The sequence below is a fragment of the Parabacteroides chinchillae genome (assembly GCF_900108035.1).
GTDB lineage: Bacteria > Bacteroidota > Bacteroidia > Bacteroidales > Tannerellaceae > Parabacteroides > Parabacteroides chinchillae.
This window is the reverse complement of the sequence record NZ_FNVS01000008.1, coordinates 28,070-44,417: the sequence shown is the minus strand read 5'-3', so window position 1 is coordinate 44,417 and position 16,348 is coordinate 28,070. Positions and strand designations below refer to the sequence as shown.

The 16,348-nt window shown below is 42.5% G+C and carries 9 protein-coding genes; 8 read left to right on the top strand and 1 reads right to left on the bottom strand.

The features are described from left to right. The first annotated feature begins 476 nt into the window (after nt 1–476). The 6 genes from C4S38_RS07740 (at nt 477) to C4S38_RS07715 (ending at nt 12,595) form a co-directional block, all read left to right on the top strand. On the top strand, nt 477–3,956 hold the full coding sequence (locus tag C4S38_RS07740; RefSeq protein ID WP_234999321.1) for a TonB-dependent receptor: 3,480 nt from the start codon (nt 477–479) through the stop codon (nt 3,954–3,956). Between the two features lie 43 nt (nt 3,957–3,999). Next, on the top strand, nt 4,000–5,631 hold the full coding sequence (locus C4S38_RS07735; protein ID WP_103983244.1) for a RagB/SusD family nutrient uptake outer membrane protein: 1,632 nt from the start codon (nt 4,000–4,002) through the stop codon (nt 5,629–5,631). 176 nt (nt 5,632–5,807) lie between these two features. After that, nucleotides 5,808–8,675, top strand: a complete 2,868-nt coding sequence (locus C4S38_RS07730) for a GH92 family glycosyl hydrolase (RefSeq protein ID WP_200817952.1) — start codon at nt 5,808–5,810, stop codon at nt 8,673–8,675. A gap of 116 nt (nt 8,676–8,791) precedes the next feature. Beyond that, nucleotides 8,792–9,937, top strand: coding sequence for an alkaline phosphatase (locus tag C4S38_RS07725; RefSeq protein WP_103983356.1), 1,146 nt, complete (start codon nt 8,792–8,794; stop codon nt 9,935–9,937). A gap of 49 nt (nt 9,938–9,986) precedes the next feature. Next, complete coding sequence (locus C4S38_RS07720) at nt 9,987–11,615, top strand: MGH1-like glycoside hydrolase domain-containing protein (RefSeq protein WP_103983242.1); 1,629 nt, start codon at nt 9,987–9,989, stop codon at nt 11,613–11,615. 2 nt (nt 11,616–11,617) lie between these two features. Continuing rightward, nucleotides 11,618–12,595 (top strand): metallophosphoesterase, encoded by a 978-nt coding sequence (locus C4S38_RS07715; protein ID WP_160034668.1) that lies wholly within the window; start codon nt 11,618–11,620, stop codon nt 12,593–12,595. 241 nt (nt 12,596–12,836) lie between these two features. Here the strand turns inward: C4S38_RS07715 and dusB are convergent, their stop codons facing one another. After that, nucleotides 12,837–13,826 carry a tRNA dihydrouridine synthase DusB gene (dusB, locus tag C4S38_RS07710; RefSeq protein ID WP_103983240.1) on the bottom strand — a complete coding sequence of 330 codons (990 nt, stop codon included), beginning with the start codon at nt 13,824–13,826 and terminating at the stop codon, nt 12,837–12,839. A 95-nt stretch (nt 13,827–13,921) separates the two neighbouring features. On the opposite strand from dusB, the gene C4S38_RS07705 reads away from it, so the two are divergent. Then, the gene (locus C4S38_RS07705) at nt 13,922–15,031 is read left to right on the top strand and encodes an SGNH/GDSL hydrolase family protein (protein ID WP_103983239.1); all 1,110 of its coding nucleotides are present in this window, start codon (nt 13,922–13,924) and stop codon (nt 15,029–15,031) included. Nucleotides 15,032–15,088: 57 nt separating this feature from the next. After that, a complete protein-coding gene (locus C4S38_RS07700) occupies nt 15,089–16,348 on the top strand; it encodes a peptidase U32 family protein (RefSeq protein ID WP_103983238.1) in 1,260 nt (419 codons plus the stop codon).

Genomic DNA, 16,348 nt, shown 5'->3' with positions numbered 1-16,348 from the left:
ATAAAACACACAAGCATTCCGTCTGAAATAGTTTTGTAACATTTTATTCATGTTTAGTTAATCCTCTTTCATGCTGAAAGAATTAAAAAAATAACGAAATTTGCGGCGATATTAACAAATACATATAGATTCGCAAAAGTTCATAAAGAACTGTGCATTTCATTGATTAGTCTATCGCTAAAAGGAGTTTGATATTTAAAATTAAGGACCTTTCAGAATAAAGGAAGAGCCGGACATGAGGAATTATTGTCACCTATTAACAATTAAGAAAGTAGATGAAGAGTTCAAAGTGTTAAAAACAAAAGAAAAAAAACGGAGTTCTTTATGAACTAAGGTTTAAAAATTTCTATAAATGCAAGCTAAACTAATTAATATAATGATAGCCTATGTGATGTAAATCTATGCTTACTTAAATGCAACTATGAATATTTTGTAAGAAAGTATGTATGTTAATCTTAAAAAAAACAGCAAAAAGTATGAAGAAAAGATTTTATGATTTTATCTCTATGAAACGGTTATGCGTAGGGATTTCATTGTGCTGTGCTGTTGCAGGTGCCCAGGCAACTCCAACATCCAGTGCATTTGAGCAACGGTTCAACGTTGAGATTTCACTCAACAACGCCACTCTAAAGAACGTAGTAAACGCTTTAAAAAAACAAACAGACGTTGTCTTCTCTTATGACACATCTCTAGAGTCTTTACATGTTAACAATGTATCTTTAAAAGCAGAAAACGAAGCCATTGAAGCGATTCTGGACCAAGCATTCCGTGGAACAGGAGTCAAGTACAAAATTGAAGATCGTATTGTAACTCTCTATTCCGGATCAGAGAAATCCTCTGTAAAAACAAATTCTACACAGCAAAAAACAAAAAAAGTTTCCGGTATCATAAAAGATGCAACTGGCGAACCCATCATCGGCGCTAACATTGTTGTAAAAGGTACTACAACCGGAGTCATTACCGGGCTTGATGGAGATTTCACTTTGGAAGTTCCTGAAAACGCCATATTAGAGATTAGCTATATCGGTTATTTAACACAGAATATTCCGGTAAGCGGTAAAAATTCATTCAACATCATTTTAACAGAAGATACTCAAAAGCTGGATGAGGTTGTTGTATTGGGCTATGGAGCAGGACAACGCAAACAGGATTTGTCTGCTTCTGTAGGCGTTTTGAGCAATACGGAAGACCTGGTTATCCGCCCTGTTAGCTCTACGGAAGGCATGTTGCAAGGACAACTGGCGGGTGTTACTGTTCAGTCTAATGGTGGAGACCCAACAACAGCCCCTTCTATCGTAATACGTGGACAAGGTTCGCAAAACGGAGATAACGTACTTTGGGTTGTTGACGGCGTTCCCGGAGCCCCTATCGCTTCCATGAATGATATCGAATCCATTGTTGTATTAAAGGATGCTGCCTCTGCTGCAATTTATGGTGCCCAATCCGGTGCCGGCGGTGTAATTCTGGTAACTACCAAAAAAGCAAAAGAAGGTGCAACGTCTTTGACTTATGACGCCACATTCGGTATCCGTAAAGCAAGCAATGTAATTAAACCGTTAAATGCGGAGGAACAGTTGGAAATGCGTACATTATCTTTTAAGAATGCCGGACTTTCATTGCCTACAGGATGGGACCCTGTTAAAAACCCATGGATTGCAACGACTCGTACCAACTGGATGGACGAAATTTTCCGTACTGCATTTTACCAGCGCCACAACGTAGCCCTGAATGTTGGTTCCGAAAATGCTTCAAACCGTGTTTCATTTGCTTACGACAATGACGAAGGTGTATTGATCAATACGTTCAACAAAAATCTTTCGCTACGCTATAATGGTAAATTCAAACTAAACAAATGGGTAACCATCAGCGAAGATCTTGTTTGGAAAAACAATGAAAATCGTACGAAAGATACAGAAAGCGCTTATACCGGCGTTGTTTTGGCTGCCATGTATATGCCTGCAAGTGCTACAGTTTACAATCCATTAGATGGAACTTACGGTGGTACAACAACCGAAGATCCTGCTTATATAGAAAAATATGGCTCCAACTTTGCCGATATCCATGGTGACGCTGTCAATCCGGTTCGTTTATTGAAAGCAGAAAACAGATACAACAGAACCAGTGATATCTGGAGCACCACCAGCTTGGAAATAGCGAACATTGTTACAGGACTAAAATTCGTAAGCCGTTTCACTTACAATTTAAAAAATAATCTTTACAAAAATTTCAGTCCGATCCGTGACGAAGTAGGTAAACCTGCATTATCAAACAGCTTGGACGAAACGACTTATCGTATGGATGCTTGGAAAACGGAGAATACCTTAACTTACGACAACACATTCAACGACAAGCATACAGTCGGCGTTTTATTATCTACTACTGCCGACCATTATGGTAAACGCAGTATTGAAATTAATGGCAAAGATTTATCAGACGAATCTCCTTATTTGCAATATTTGTCATATGCCAACTCTATCTCAGCAGTAGATGCTTTGGAAGGACCGGATGCCAACGTATCTTTGATTGCCCGTCTAGCTTATTCGTTTGACGACCGCTACTTCGCAACAGCTTCTTTCCGTCGCGACTATGCAGGCCGTTTGCCTAAAGATAATAACCACGGCGATTTCCCTGCTATAACAGCCGGATGGAAAATATCCAATGAATCTTTCTTCCCGAAGAATGATATTCTTAATCTTTTGAAAGTCCGTGCATCTTGGGGACGTGTTGGTAACCTGGGTTCTATCGGTTATAACTACAAATCGGCACTTCTGGCTAAAACTTCATGGCTGGAACAAGCTCAATACGGTGTGGAATCTAATAAAACTTGGGGTAACTTTGTTTACAATTCCAAAGCATTGAATCCGAACCTGACTTGGGAAACTTCTGAGCAATGGGACTTAGGTCTGGATATTGATATGTTCGATAACCGTTTGAGTATGGCATTCGACTACTTCGATAAACGTACGTTCAACCTGATCCAATCCCAGACAATGAACTGGCCGTCAACTATTGGTATCAATGCCATGTTGGTAAATCAGGGAGAAGTTCGTAACCGAGGCTTCGAAGCCCAGCTTAACTGGAATCAGCAAGTAAATAAAAACTGGTCATACTTCGTATCCGGAAACTTTTCATACTTGAAAAACTGGGTTTCCGACATTGGTGTAAAGAACGAAGACGGAACTCCGGGTGTTTGGACCGGAATCACAAAAAATGGCAGCGACTTTGACGGTAGCTTCCGTAACTTACCCTATATGTATCAGACAGCCGAAGGCGAACCTCTGGGTTCTTTCTATCTAATCAAGACCGGCGGTATTTTCCAAAGTGATGCTGAAGCTGCCGCTTATGTAGACAAAGACGGAAAACGTATTCAACCGGATGCTAAAGCAGGAGATTTGAAATTTATCGATTTCAATGGAGATGGTGTAATCAACGACAAAGACCGTCAGTATTGCGGAAGCGCAACACCTAAAACAACCTTCTCTTTCTCCGGAGGATTCACTTATAAGAAACTTTCTGTCAGTGCAATGTTCCAAGGCGTAGGTGGCGCACAAACATTATACGTAGGTAAATATATGGCTTTAAGTGATGTGGAAGGTAATTTCAACCGTTCGCAGGAGATCATGAATGCATGGAGCCCCTCTAATACAGGATCAGACATTCCTCGTTTGTCAAAAAACGACCCGAACAGCAACTTTAGCACTCCGTCTGACTGGTATTTGGAAAATTCCTCTTATCTACGTCTGAAAAACTTCACTGTATCTTATAATCTGGACGATGTTATCCGCAAATGCTCTCATTTGAAAGATCGTAAGAGCCTAATGACAGTTTACTTTAGTGGGGAAAATCTGTTCACGATTACCAACTATTCAGGTATGGACCCTGAATGCGGAGGCTGGGATGCTCTAAAATATCCGGTTTCACGTGTATTCTCTGTAGGTGTAAAATTGACTTACTAATCTGCTATTTTAAATCATGTTTAAATTAACAAAGTATCATAAGATGAAAAAATATATTACTGTATTAGCTTTGTCTGCATTGGTTTGTAGTTCTTGTAGTGATTTCCTCGATGTTCAGTCGGAAGGAGATGCAACTACAGATTCCTATTTTCTGAATGACCAGCAGGCAATAGATGCCATTGACGGATTATATGAAAGATTCCATCAGGAAGGTTGTTACGGCCGTGAATTATTTTGGGAACAAGGTGCTGCCTGCGATATCGTATGGGGACGTACACGTGGTTACAACACTTTAGCAACTCTTGCCTATACAGGAGACGAATCTCCTCTACGAGATGTTTTCAACCGTATGTATTCTACAATATCCCGCGCGAACTGGGTAATTCAGGAATTGGTAAAAAAAGAAAAAGGCACAACTTTAACCGCTATTGAAAAACGCAGTTTGGGTGAAGCTTATTTTAATCGCGGTTGGGCACATTTTCTGATGGCTTATCGTTATGGCACAAATGAGCAAGGCGTACCCTTCATCCGTTATGAAGATTTTGCAGGTGGTTATGACAACTCCATTCCTACTCAGCAAGCCACAGTCATGGATAATTACAAAATGATTATCGAGGATATGGATAAAGCGATCTCTCACCTTCCCAAATTTGAAGAATATGATGTAGACAACAGAGGTCGTGCACATCAGGCAGCTGCCGTTGCTTTCAAAGCAAAGACATATGCTTACTGGGCTACCTGGGATGAAACACAATGGAAAAATGTAATTGAAATGGTCAACCTGTTAGAAACGAACTATAATCGTGACTTGGCAAAATCTTTTGCAGAACCATTTTCCTCAGACTTCTCAGATTATTGGAATGCCGAATATCTTTGGACTATCCCAAGTATTGGTGGTGCACAACCGGGTGGTTCCGAATTTCCCGGTGTAATTCTAGAAAATAAAGGCTGGGGTAAATACAACGGTTGGGGACAAATAAAACCGTCTTACGACATTTATGAAGAAATGCTAAAAGACGGGAAAGGCAATGATCGTTTAGTTCGTTCTATATTGGAATACAACCAGGAATTCCCATACTTTGGAGAACCGCGTAAATTCTGGTCTACTTCCGATCTTGAAGCTGGCTTCATGGTCAACAAATATATGGATCCGTTCAAATATGCTGATCCTGTGGGTGAAGGTGCAGTAAGTGCTAACGGCGACTGGCCGACAGTACGCGTAAACTTCCCGATTATCCGTTTCGCAGAAATGCTATTGTTCCGTGCCGAAGCTTATTTAATGACCGGTCAGGCTGACAAAGCAACTGCTGATATCAACCGTATACGTCTGCGTTCTAACCTGCAGCCGCTTTCCGGTACCGCAACAATGAAAGATCTGTATCACGAACGTCGTTGCGAATTAGCATTCGAGTTCACAGATCACTTGTTTGACCTGAAACGTTGGCATCGTTCTGCCAACTCAGAAATCAAAGCTTTGGCACAAAAAGAGTTGAATGCACATCCACGTATTCGTAAATATGAAGATCGTGCTAATCCGGAATCTCCATTTACAATCGCTCCGTACGAAGATTACTTAAGCAAGAATACATACCAGGATTATATGATTGTATTCCCTTATCCGAGCGAACAGATTACCAAATCTAATGGTAAGTTAGTACAAAACAAAGGTTATTAATCTACCTCACTATCTAAAATAAATGCGGGCTGTTTCAGTATAAATATGAAACAGCCCGTTTTTTCCTCTGAAAAGAGATAAAATAAATAGGTAGTTTGGCCTCATTTATTGTATATTATATATAACATTAAATCAAACAACACATCACCATGAAAAAAGTATTTCATATTATGGATATGAAACTAAAACAAACATTTCTACTTACTGCCATTGCCATATTTACGGCATGCAGCCAAGCGCCAAAAAATCCAATTGATTATGTCGATCCTTTTATCGGAACCGGTTTCCATGGACATACTTATCCCGGAGCAACCGCCCCGTTCGGAGGAGTACAATTAAGTCCAGACACGCGTGTCGGCAACTGGGATGCCTGTTCAGGTTATCACTACAGCGACTCAACTCTTATCGGTTTTTCACATACCCATTTGAGTGGAACAGGCTGTATCGACTTAGGTGATATCCTTTTCCGCCCCTCTGTAAACACACCAATACCATTCTCACACAAAAACGAGGAAGCCACGCCCGGCTACTATCGCGTAGAATTACCTGCAGCAGGTGTTACTGCCGAATTAACAGCCACCCCGCACGTCGGCATCCACCGCTATACATACAAAAAAGATCCTTCTAATGCCAAACTAGTAATAGACCTAACCCACATGCTGGATAATGAACGTCTATACGAATATGATCTGACAAAAACCGGAGATAATGAAATTACCGGCATGCGTTGCACCGGCGGCTGGGTAGACAAACAATATGTCTATTTCGTTGCTTCTTTCTCTCATCCTCTGAAAGCCGAAGAGATAAGTGAAGGCGGAAAAATAATGACACTTACATTCGACCTGTCAGACAATGCACCCTTAGTTTGCAAAGTAGGCGTCTCCATAGTAAATGCCGATAATGCACGTGCCAATCTGGAAACCGAAACAGGAAACAAAGGATTTGACTTCGATGCCATCTGCCAATCAACCCAAGCCGAATGGGAAAAAGAACTGGATGCCATCACAATCGAAGGTGGCACCGACGCCCAAAAAACAAATTTCTACACTGCCCTTTATCATAGCAAAATAATACCTAACATTGTGAACGATGTAAATGGAGAGTACAGACGCCATGATATGACAATAGGCAAAATTCCTGCCGGGCACCGCGAGTTCTCGACATTTTCTACCTGGGACACTTTCCGTGCATGGCATCCGATGATGACCCTGCTCGACACCGCTTTAGTGAACGACATGGTGGTTTCGCTTCTTAACATGTATGACGCCAGCGGAGAACTCCCGCTCTGGCCTCTTTCCGCCGGAGAAACAGGGACGATGATAGGTTACCATTCTGTCTCTATCATTGCAGATGCCTACATGAAAGGCATACGGGGTTATGATGTGGAGAAAGCTTTCGAGGCAATGAAAGTTTCCGCCGAAAAGAATAAAAAAGGAGCCGGTTATTATATTACCAACGGCTTTATCCCTTCCAATATCAAAAAAGAATCTGTTTCTTGCCTTTTAGAATTTGCTTATGACGATTGGTGCATTGCCCAAATGGCAAAAGATTTAGGAAAGACAGACGATTACAACACGTTTATCAACCGTTCGCAAAACTTCATCAATGTATTTGACGGAAGCACTAAGTTCTTCCGCGGCAAACGTGCCGACGGAAACTGGGAAGCACCCTTCAATCCCTTTGCTATCGGACGCTCGTACACCGAAGCCACCGCATGGCAATACCGTTTCTTCGCCCCTCACGATGTAAACGGAATAGTGCAGTTATTTGGCGGACGCGAAAACTTTATTGCAAATCTGGATAGTCTGTTTACCGTTTCATCAGAAGTTGAAGGAGAATTATCAGACGTTACCGGATTGATCGGACAATATGCACACGGCAACGAGCCTAGTCATCACATGGCTTACCTGTACTGTTATGTAGGCGAACCTTGGAAAACACAGGAATGGACACGCCGTTTACTGAACGAAATGTATCAACCCACTCCTGAAGGTATTATTGGGAACGAAGACTGTGGCCAGATGTCGGCCTGGTATATTCTGAGCAGCCTCGGATTTTATTCCGTATGTCCGGGATCTAACCAGTATGTGCTGACTTCTCCATTATTTGAGAAAGCAACCATAAAGCTGGGCAATGGCAAAACCCTGGTGGTTACCGCCAACGAGCCGAAGCGCAATAAATACATCACAAAGGTAATGCTGAACGGTGAAGAGATAAAAACATGCTTTATTACCTACGATCAATTAATGCAGGGCGGCCTGTTAGATTTCACATTAACGGCTACTCCCGACAAACATTGGGGAACACAGCCGGAAGATGCCCCCTACTCGTTCACTACTAAGCCAACCGTTTCCATTCCTTATATCTCGGAAGATCTGGATTTGTTTGAAGGGGAAATTAAAGCCCAATTAAAGTCCGCCACAACAGATGCGGTTATTCATTTTACATTGGATGGTACGGAACCAACCGAGCAGTCACCCATTTACTCCGCACCCATACAATTAAAAGAGTCTACGACCATCAAGGCAAAAGCCTATAAAGAAGGGTTCGAACCCAGCCGAACTTACACTATCACCGCCACAAAGTCGGTTCTTCGCCCGGCTTCTCCGGTAAATCCTTCACAACATGGCGTTTCTTACAAATATTATGAGGGAGAATATCAACTGGTTGCCGATCTGTTACGTTCCAAAGTGGTAGAAGCAGGCACGATGCCCGAGCCATCCATCAGAAATGCAAAACAAGAAGACCATTTCGGATATATTTTCGAAGGCTATTTATATATACCCGAAGACGGGATCTATGAATTTGCCACTCGTTCGGACGATGGCAGTGTGCTCCTGATCGACAAAGAAGAAGTAGTAAACAATGACACTTCGCATGCAGCCATTCAGGCCACAGGCCGTATTCCGTTGGCAAAAGGTTATCACCCCTTCACCCTTCTTTATTTTGAAGATTATGAAGGCGAACACCTGAGCTGGGGATGGAAAACACCCGGAGCGATGAAACTGGAAGCAATCCCGGCCAGTAATCTGTATGTCAGATAAAGCCGGAAAAGAGAAAAAAAGGATTGCCGGCCAACAAAACCTCCCCGCACACGTGCATGAGCATTTTGTCGGTTAAATTTGAAATAAAAGACACAAACGACATAAATAATTCAAGTATGAAAAGAAATGTATTCATTGCGATAATCGCATCTATCGTTGCCTTTGCGGTCATCATCCCGAACTGTAGGGCACAAAGCCGCCGCGACAAAGAACAGACTTACGTGTTGAAAACACCCTATGCTGTTGAAAAAATAACTCCGCCCCAGGGCAAAAAGATAAAGAACGTCATCCTGATGATTGGCGATGGAATGAGTTTGATGCACGTATACTCGGCATGGACAGCCAACCGCGGCCATCTATGGCTGGACAACTGTCAGACCGTAGGCTTGTCTAAGACCTATTGTGCCAATAAACTAATAACCGATTCGGGAGCCGGTGGAACAGCTCTGGCCACAGGACATAAGACAAACTATCATATGGTAGGTGTAGACCCCGAAGGACGTCCGCTGGAATCACTATGCAAATTAGCAAACAAAAAAGGACTATCCAGCGGCGTGGCCGTTACCTGCCGCTTGTGGGATGCAACCCCGGCCGACTTCTGTTGTCATAACACCGACCGTGACGCCGAAGCTGCCATCGTTACAGATTATGTAAACTGCGACGTAGATTATGTATTTGGTGGCGGATCAAAACTATTTGAAAATCGTGAAGACGGTCGCGACCTTTTCAAAGAATTACGCGACAAAGGATATCAAACCCCACGCAGTTGGGAAGAACTGGCAGGCATTCAAAAAGGCAAAGTATTCTGCGTAACCGACACAGTAGATACTCCGCTTCCTGCCGAACGCGGCGATTTGCTGGCACGTGCATCCATGAAGGCGATCGAATTATTGAATCAGAACCCTCAGGGCTTCTTTCTTATGATAGAAGGCTCTCAACTGGATGACTATGGACACTTCAACGATCTGGATCTGCTGATGCAGGAGACACACGACTTCGACCGCACCGTAGGCCGCGTAATGCAATGGGCTGCACAAGACGGCGAAACACTGGTAGTAGTAACAGCCGACCACGAAACAGGAGGCCTTACCCTGGTTGACGGCGATCTGGACGAAGGCCGTATCGTATGCAAGTTCTCTACCGGAGGACATAGCGGTGTAATGGTTCCTGTCTATAGTTTCGGCCCCGGATGCGAAAACTTCACAGGAATTTTCGAAAACACAGATGTTATGAAGAAGATCAAAACCCTGATGGGACTCTAATATTATTCAGATTTGATTATATTTGTTCAAATTCTAAATACCGAAAAATATGACTACAAGACGAAATTTCCTGAAACAATCTCTTCTCGCCGCCAGTGCAACAGCTATTCCGGCAAGCAGCCTGCTGGCACAAAGCAAGACGGAAGAAGATATTCCCAAGTATCGCCTTCCTTACAAAAATACATATCTGAAAGAACCCCTGGTTACAGAGAACGAATATCGCATAGCCTCTCCCGAAACAACTGTACCGGGCTCGTTTGCAGAAGCAAAAAAAATACTACCAGAACCCATCTGGGACGGACATGCCAAAGAATTGGAAATGTACTGGAAAGCATGGGAAATAGGAGTGCGCAACATCAAAGCCCCCGAAGCCGGCTCCGGATTCGTTTCCAGCTACATTGACACAGCCTACAACGGTAATATCTTTATGTGGGATTCCGCCTTCATCACGATGTTTGCCCGTTACGGCACACGTTTTTTCCCATTCCAGCGCACATTGGATAACTTCTACGCAAAACAGCATCCCGACGGATTTATCTGCCGCGAAATCAAATCGGACGGGGCCGATTGCTTCGAACGTTATGACCCTACCAGCACAGGCCCCAACATTCTGCCCTGGAGCGAAATGATTTATTACAAGCAATTCGGAGACACCGAACGCTTGCATAAGATATTCCCCGTACTCTGCGCCTACTACAAATGGCTCAAGCTGAACCATACCTGGCGTAACGGAACCTACTGGAGCAGCGGCTGGGGAACGGGAATGGATAACATGCCCCGCGTACAACCGGAATATAATATGATTTACAGCCACGGCCACATGATATGGCTGGATGCAACCTTGCAGCAATACTTCATAGCAGGTTTATTACTTGAAATGGGATTTTACTTGGAACGCTGGCAAGAAATTGAAGATTTTGAAGATGAACAGAAGATGCTGAAAGCCTATATCAACGAAAACTTATGGGATGATAAAGAAAAATGCCTGTTCGACCAATACCGCGACGGCTCCCTCTCATCCACAAAAGGTATCTATGCTTACTGGGCACTGCTTACCGATGTGCTTCCCAAAGAACGCCTGGACGCATTTGTTGCCGAACTGGATAACAAAGAAACCTTTAACCGCCCTCACCGTATACCTTCATTGGCAGCCAATAATGCAAAATACAAAACCAACGGACGCTACTGGCAAGGCGGTGTATGGCCCGGAGCCACTTATATGGTGCTAACAGGACTGGCAGACAAAGGCTACCGTAAGATGGCTTACGACATCGCAACGAATCATTATAATAACGTATTCGGCGTTTATAAAAATACCGGAACATTCTGGGAATATTATGCACCCGAGACTATGGAACCGGGATTTATGGCACGCCCCGACTTTATTGGCTGGACAGGGCTACCCCCTATTGCCGTCTTGATCGAACATATCTTCGGCATCCGTTCCAATGTATATGATAAAAAGATGACCATTGATGTAAACTTAACAGAGAGCTACGGCATTAAACGCTATCCGTTCGGCACCGAAGGTCTGGTTGACGTTAAAGTGAAACCACGTACTTCTGCTACCCAGGAACCGCAAATCGAAATCAGCAGTAACACACCTTTCGAACTGACTGTTCTATGGGGAGATAAACAAAAAGTTATAAACATCAAAGAAGGAACACAAACTGTATGAACATGAAATATCTATTGATGACAGTCTTATCGGCCTTATGTATATCTTATTTGAATGCACAAGAACAAAAACCCGAACGAGACGTTACAGTCGTGATAGCCGGAGATTTGCATTTTGACTTTCCGCCGGAAACAGACCAATACTACCATGTAGTAACTATGAATCGTATCGAGAACAATTTTACTTTCCCCCAAAATGCAGCACCGGGTATTGCAGGAGAGAAGGTAAAAAAGCTGGACGGCGTTATTCTTGCCGGTGATATGTTCGACAAAGCCCGTCCCGAAATCCTGTCTCTTTACCGCCAACGTTACGAAACGGGTGATGGCGAAAAAACCATTCATTACACAGTCTATCCCGGTTTGGGCAACCATGACATCGATCCGGGTGTATCGGATAAAGTATTTGATAATCTAAAAGGACGTGCTTTCACGTTGCATTATATCGACTCTATCCTGAATGATAAACTGGCAAAAAAGGAAATCCTGAACCTGCATCCATCCAGCCGTAGTTATTCATGGAATATTGGTGATGTTCATTTTGTACAGGCACAACGCTTCTCCGGAGATACCGCCTATTGCGAAAGTAATCTGGACTGGCTTGCCAACGATCTCAAAACGTACGCTTCTAACGGAAATCCGGTCGTATACATCCAACATTACGGTGTAGACAAATGGGCAATCAAATGGTGGCCTCAACAGGAGCGCGATCATTTGTTCGATATTTTGAATCAATACAATATAGCTGCATTTTTAGTAGGACATACCCATACGGCTTCCCTGCAACATTATCGCGGCTACCCAATCTATCAGGTAAACAATGCCTGGCCGGACAAAGACGGTAATGGCTCTTTTGCCGTACTACGCATCAAAGGAAATGCAGTTTCCATTGCTTCCTGCCGCTGGACAGATGATAAAGGAAATTTTAAAGTTGTAGCCCCGTATCAGAATGAAGTGTTACCATTAAACATTAAAAAGAAATAGTTACAGACTAACCCGTTATAAAAAAGCCGTACTGCAAAATTACAGTACGACTTTTTTATGCTTCCCAAAGAAACAGTCATCCCGACTCCCTCCTGCAAAGACTTGTTAACCTTAGATCTAAAATACTATGAAAAAAACTCGGTGCAAATATAAAATGATTTACATAAAAAACAATAGAAAATATATCATTTTATTGTAAAATCACTATATTTATATTTCATTTTGATATATATCAACAATTCTATTTGATGATTCCGAACTTCTCAGGTATAATATCCATAATTCCGAATAATTCTTCCACTGTTTCGGCACGCAACATAGCAACACGAGTTTGTTTAAAATCAGTAATTCCTTTGAATAAAGGAGTAGCAGCCAGATGACGGCGTATATGCAATATACCGCGGCGTTCGTCCAGACGCTCTACACTTTGCAACACTTGTTGTTTTAAAATATTTAAGTACCAACTGAAAGGTTCCTCCGGCAATAACTCTCCTGTATGAAGGAAATGTTTTACCTCTCTGAATATCCATGGACGACCAATACTTCCCCTGCCTATCATAACACCATCCACTCCATAAGTATCAAAACATTGTTTGCACCCTTCGGCAGAAGTAACATCTCCATTCCCAATAATAGGGATATTCATACGCGGGTTATTTTTCACTTCACCGATCAATGTCCAGTCCGCCTCTCCCGTATACATTTGCGCCCTCGTTCTCCCATGAATAGAAAGGGCGGCAATACCGCAATCCTGCAATTGTTCGGCAAGATCTACTATAATCTTATTGTCTGCATCCCACCCTAAACGTGTTTTGACAGTAACCGGAATATTGACCGCGTTTACTACTTCACGCGTAATTTGCAACATCAAAGGTATATTGCGTAACATACCCGCGCCGGCCCCCTTTCCTGCAACCTTTTTAACGGGACAACCAAAATTAATATCTAAAATATCCGGACGGGCAGCTTCACAAATACGGGCAGCTTCAACCATCGACTCCACATCTTTTCCATATATCTGAATAGCGACCGGCCGTTCATCTTCAGCAACCTGTAATTTCTGCTGCGTCTTATTTACGCTACGGATCAAGGCATCACTAGATACAAATTCCGTATAAACCATATCTGCTCCGAAACGTTTACACATTAACCGAAAAGATATATCCGTCACGTCTTCCATCGGGGCAAGAAATACCGGGCGTTCACCTAAATCAATAGTACCTATTTTCATATCTATATATAACTCTTCTTTTTACAATTGCAAAAATACAGCTTTTCCGGCAAGAATACGGTATATTTGCACGTCTAACATATTAAATCATACGTATGAAAAGAATTGATATTTTATTATTACTCCTATTAGGAAGTATTTTTTGTACAACTGAAGTTTATGCACAGCAAAGCACTTTTATTCCGGCCGACAACTCAAATATTCTATATACCGGTCGTGTCAGTTTCCAAAATCCCAAATCTCCGGCATTCACTTATCCTGGGGTACAAATCATAATAAACTTCGAAGGCACTTCCCTCTCTATGAGAGTAAAACCGCACAGCGGATATTTCACGGTAGAACTTGATGGTGGTAAACCTTTTAGAGTTACATCTATGGAAAACGACAGTATTCTTCCGATAGCCAGCCATCTTTCCAAGGGCAAACACAAAGCTGTAATCATGTTGGCCTACGAAGGAAGAGATTTCCGTCCTGAATTTCGCGGATTTTATCTGGATAAAGGGATGAAATTATTACCACCGCCAGCCCTGCCGGAAAAGAAAATCGAATTTATCGGAAACTCCATTACCTGCGGATACGGTATAGAAGCGGAAGCTGAGAGTCCTTTTGATTACAAGGATGAAAATTTTTATTATACCTACGGAGCAACAACAGCCCGGGCGTTTAACGCACAACATCTGGTTGTAGCAAAATCCGGTATCGGTGTATATCGCAATTATGGTGATTCGATAGAAGGCTCAGCCGGCACTTGTCTTCCTGATTTGTATTACCAAACACAATTCATGGACAGTACTGAAACATGGGACTTTTCCCGATATATACCAGATGTAATTTGCATCAATCTCGGAACAAACGACGTATCAAATAACACGTATGATACCGGCAAACTAAAAAATGCCTATGTTAATTTTATCCATGATCTCCGTAGTTATTATCCCAAAGCAAAGATCGTTCTTTTGAGCGGTGTTATGTTGAATGGCAAACCATTGAAAGACGTAAGAAATGCCATGGATCAAGCGCTTGCTAAACTTAAAACCGAAGGATACACCAATGTCTATCGTTTTGACATGACCCCGCAAGACGGTTCACTTGGCTATGGTTCCGGTTGGCATCCTTCAATGAAACAACATAAAAAAATGGCTAAAGAGCTTGTAGGCTTTCTCCAGACAATTACCGGCTGGGAAGTGGTACAGCCTGTCATGTAGGCAATTCCAAAAATAACGCGTATCTTTGTGAGGTAAATATTTAATTCAGAGAGAACATTGAACGAGAAAAATTTTGAAATAATGGCGCCGGTAGGTTCTTACGAATCTTTAATGGCGGCCATACAGGGAGGTGCCGATTCTATTTATTTCGGGATTGAGGGACTGAACATGCGTTCCCGCTCCTCCAACAATTTCACAACAGACGATTTACGCCGTATCGTCTCCATTTGTCGTGAACACGGAATCAAAAGTTACCTAACTGTAAACACTGTTATTTACGGAGAAGACATCCCTTTGATGCGCGAAATTATCGATGCAGCAAAGGCTGCCGGAATTTCCGCTATAATTGCGGCAGACGTAGCTGCAATGGATTATGCCAACAGTATCGGGCAGGAAGTACATTTATCCACTCAATTGAACATTTCCAACGTAGAAGCATTAAAATTTTATGCCCGTTTTGCAGATGTGGTAGTACTGGCACGTGAATTGAACTTGAAACAAGTAAGCGAAATATACAAACAGATCGTAGAACAACAGATCAAAGGTCCCAAAGGAGAATTGATCCGCATCGAAATGTTTGCTCACGGAGCCTTATGCATGGCCGTATCAGGTAAATGCTATTTAAGCCTGCACGAAATGAATGCTTCGGCCAACAGGGGAGCTTGTATGCAGATATGTCGTCGTGCTTATACAGTGAAAGATAAAGACAGCAATGTTGAGCTGGATATAGAGAATCAATACATCATGTCTCCAAAAGACTTAAAAACGATCCATTTTATGAATAAAATGATGGATGCCGGCGTACGAGTCTTTAAGATAGAAGGACGTGCCCGCGGACCGGAGTATGTGCGTATTGTTACCGAATGCTACAAAGAAGCCGTACAAGCCTATTGCAACGGTACTTTTAATGAAGAAAAGGTAGAAGAGTGGGATCAACGGCTAAAAAGTGTCTTTAACCGCGGTTTCTGGGACGGTTACTATTTAGGACAACGCTTGGGTGAATGGAGTAGTAAATATGGTTCGGGAGCCACTAAAAAGAAAGTATACTTAGCCAAAGGTATTAAATATTTCAGTGGATTGGGAGTTGCCGAATTTGAAATGGAATCAGGCAAATTGAATGTAGGAGACGAAATTCTGATTACCGGACCCACAACCGGGGCTGTCATGCAGACAATAAACGAAATCCGCGTCGACCTGAAACCGGTACCTGAAACCGTAAAAGGTGAACGTTTTTCATTCAAAGTCAATGAGAAAATACGTCCTTCCGACCGACTTTATAAAATGGAACCGAATATCATTACAAATGAACTGAAATAA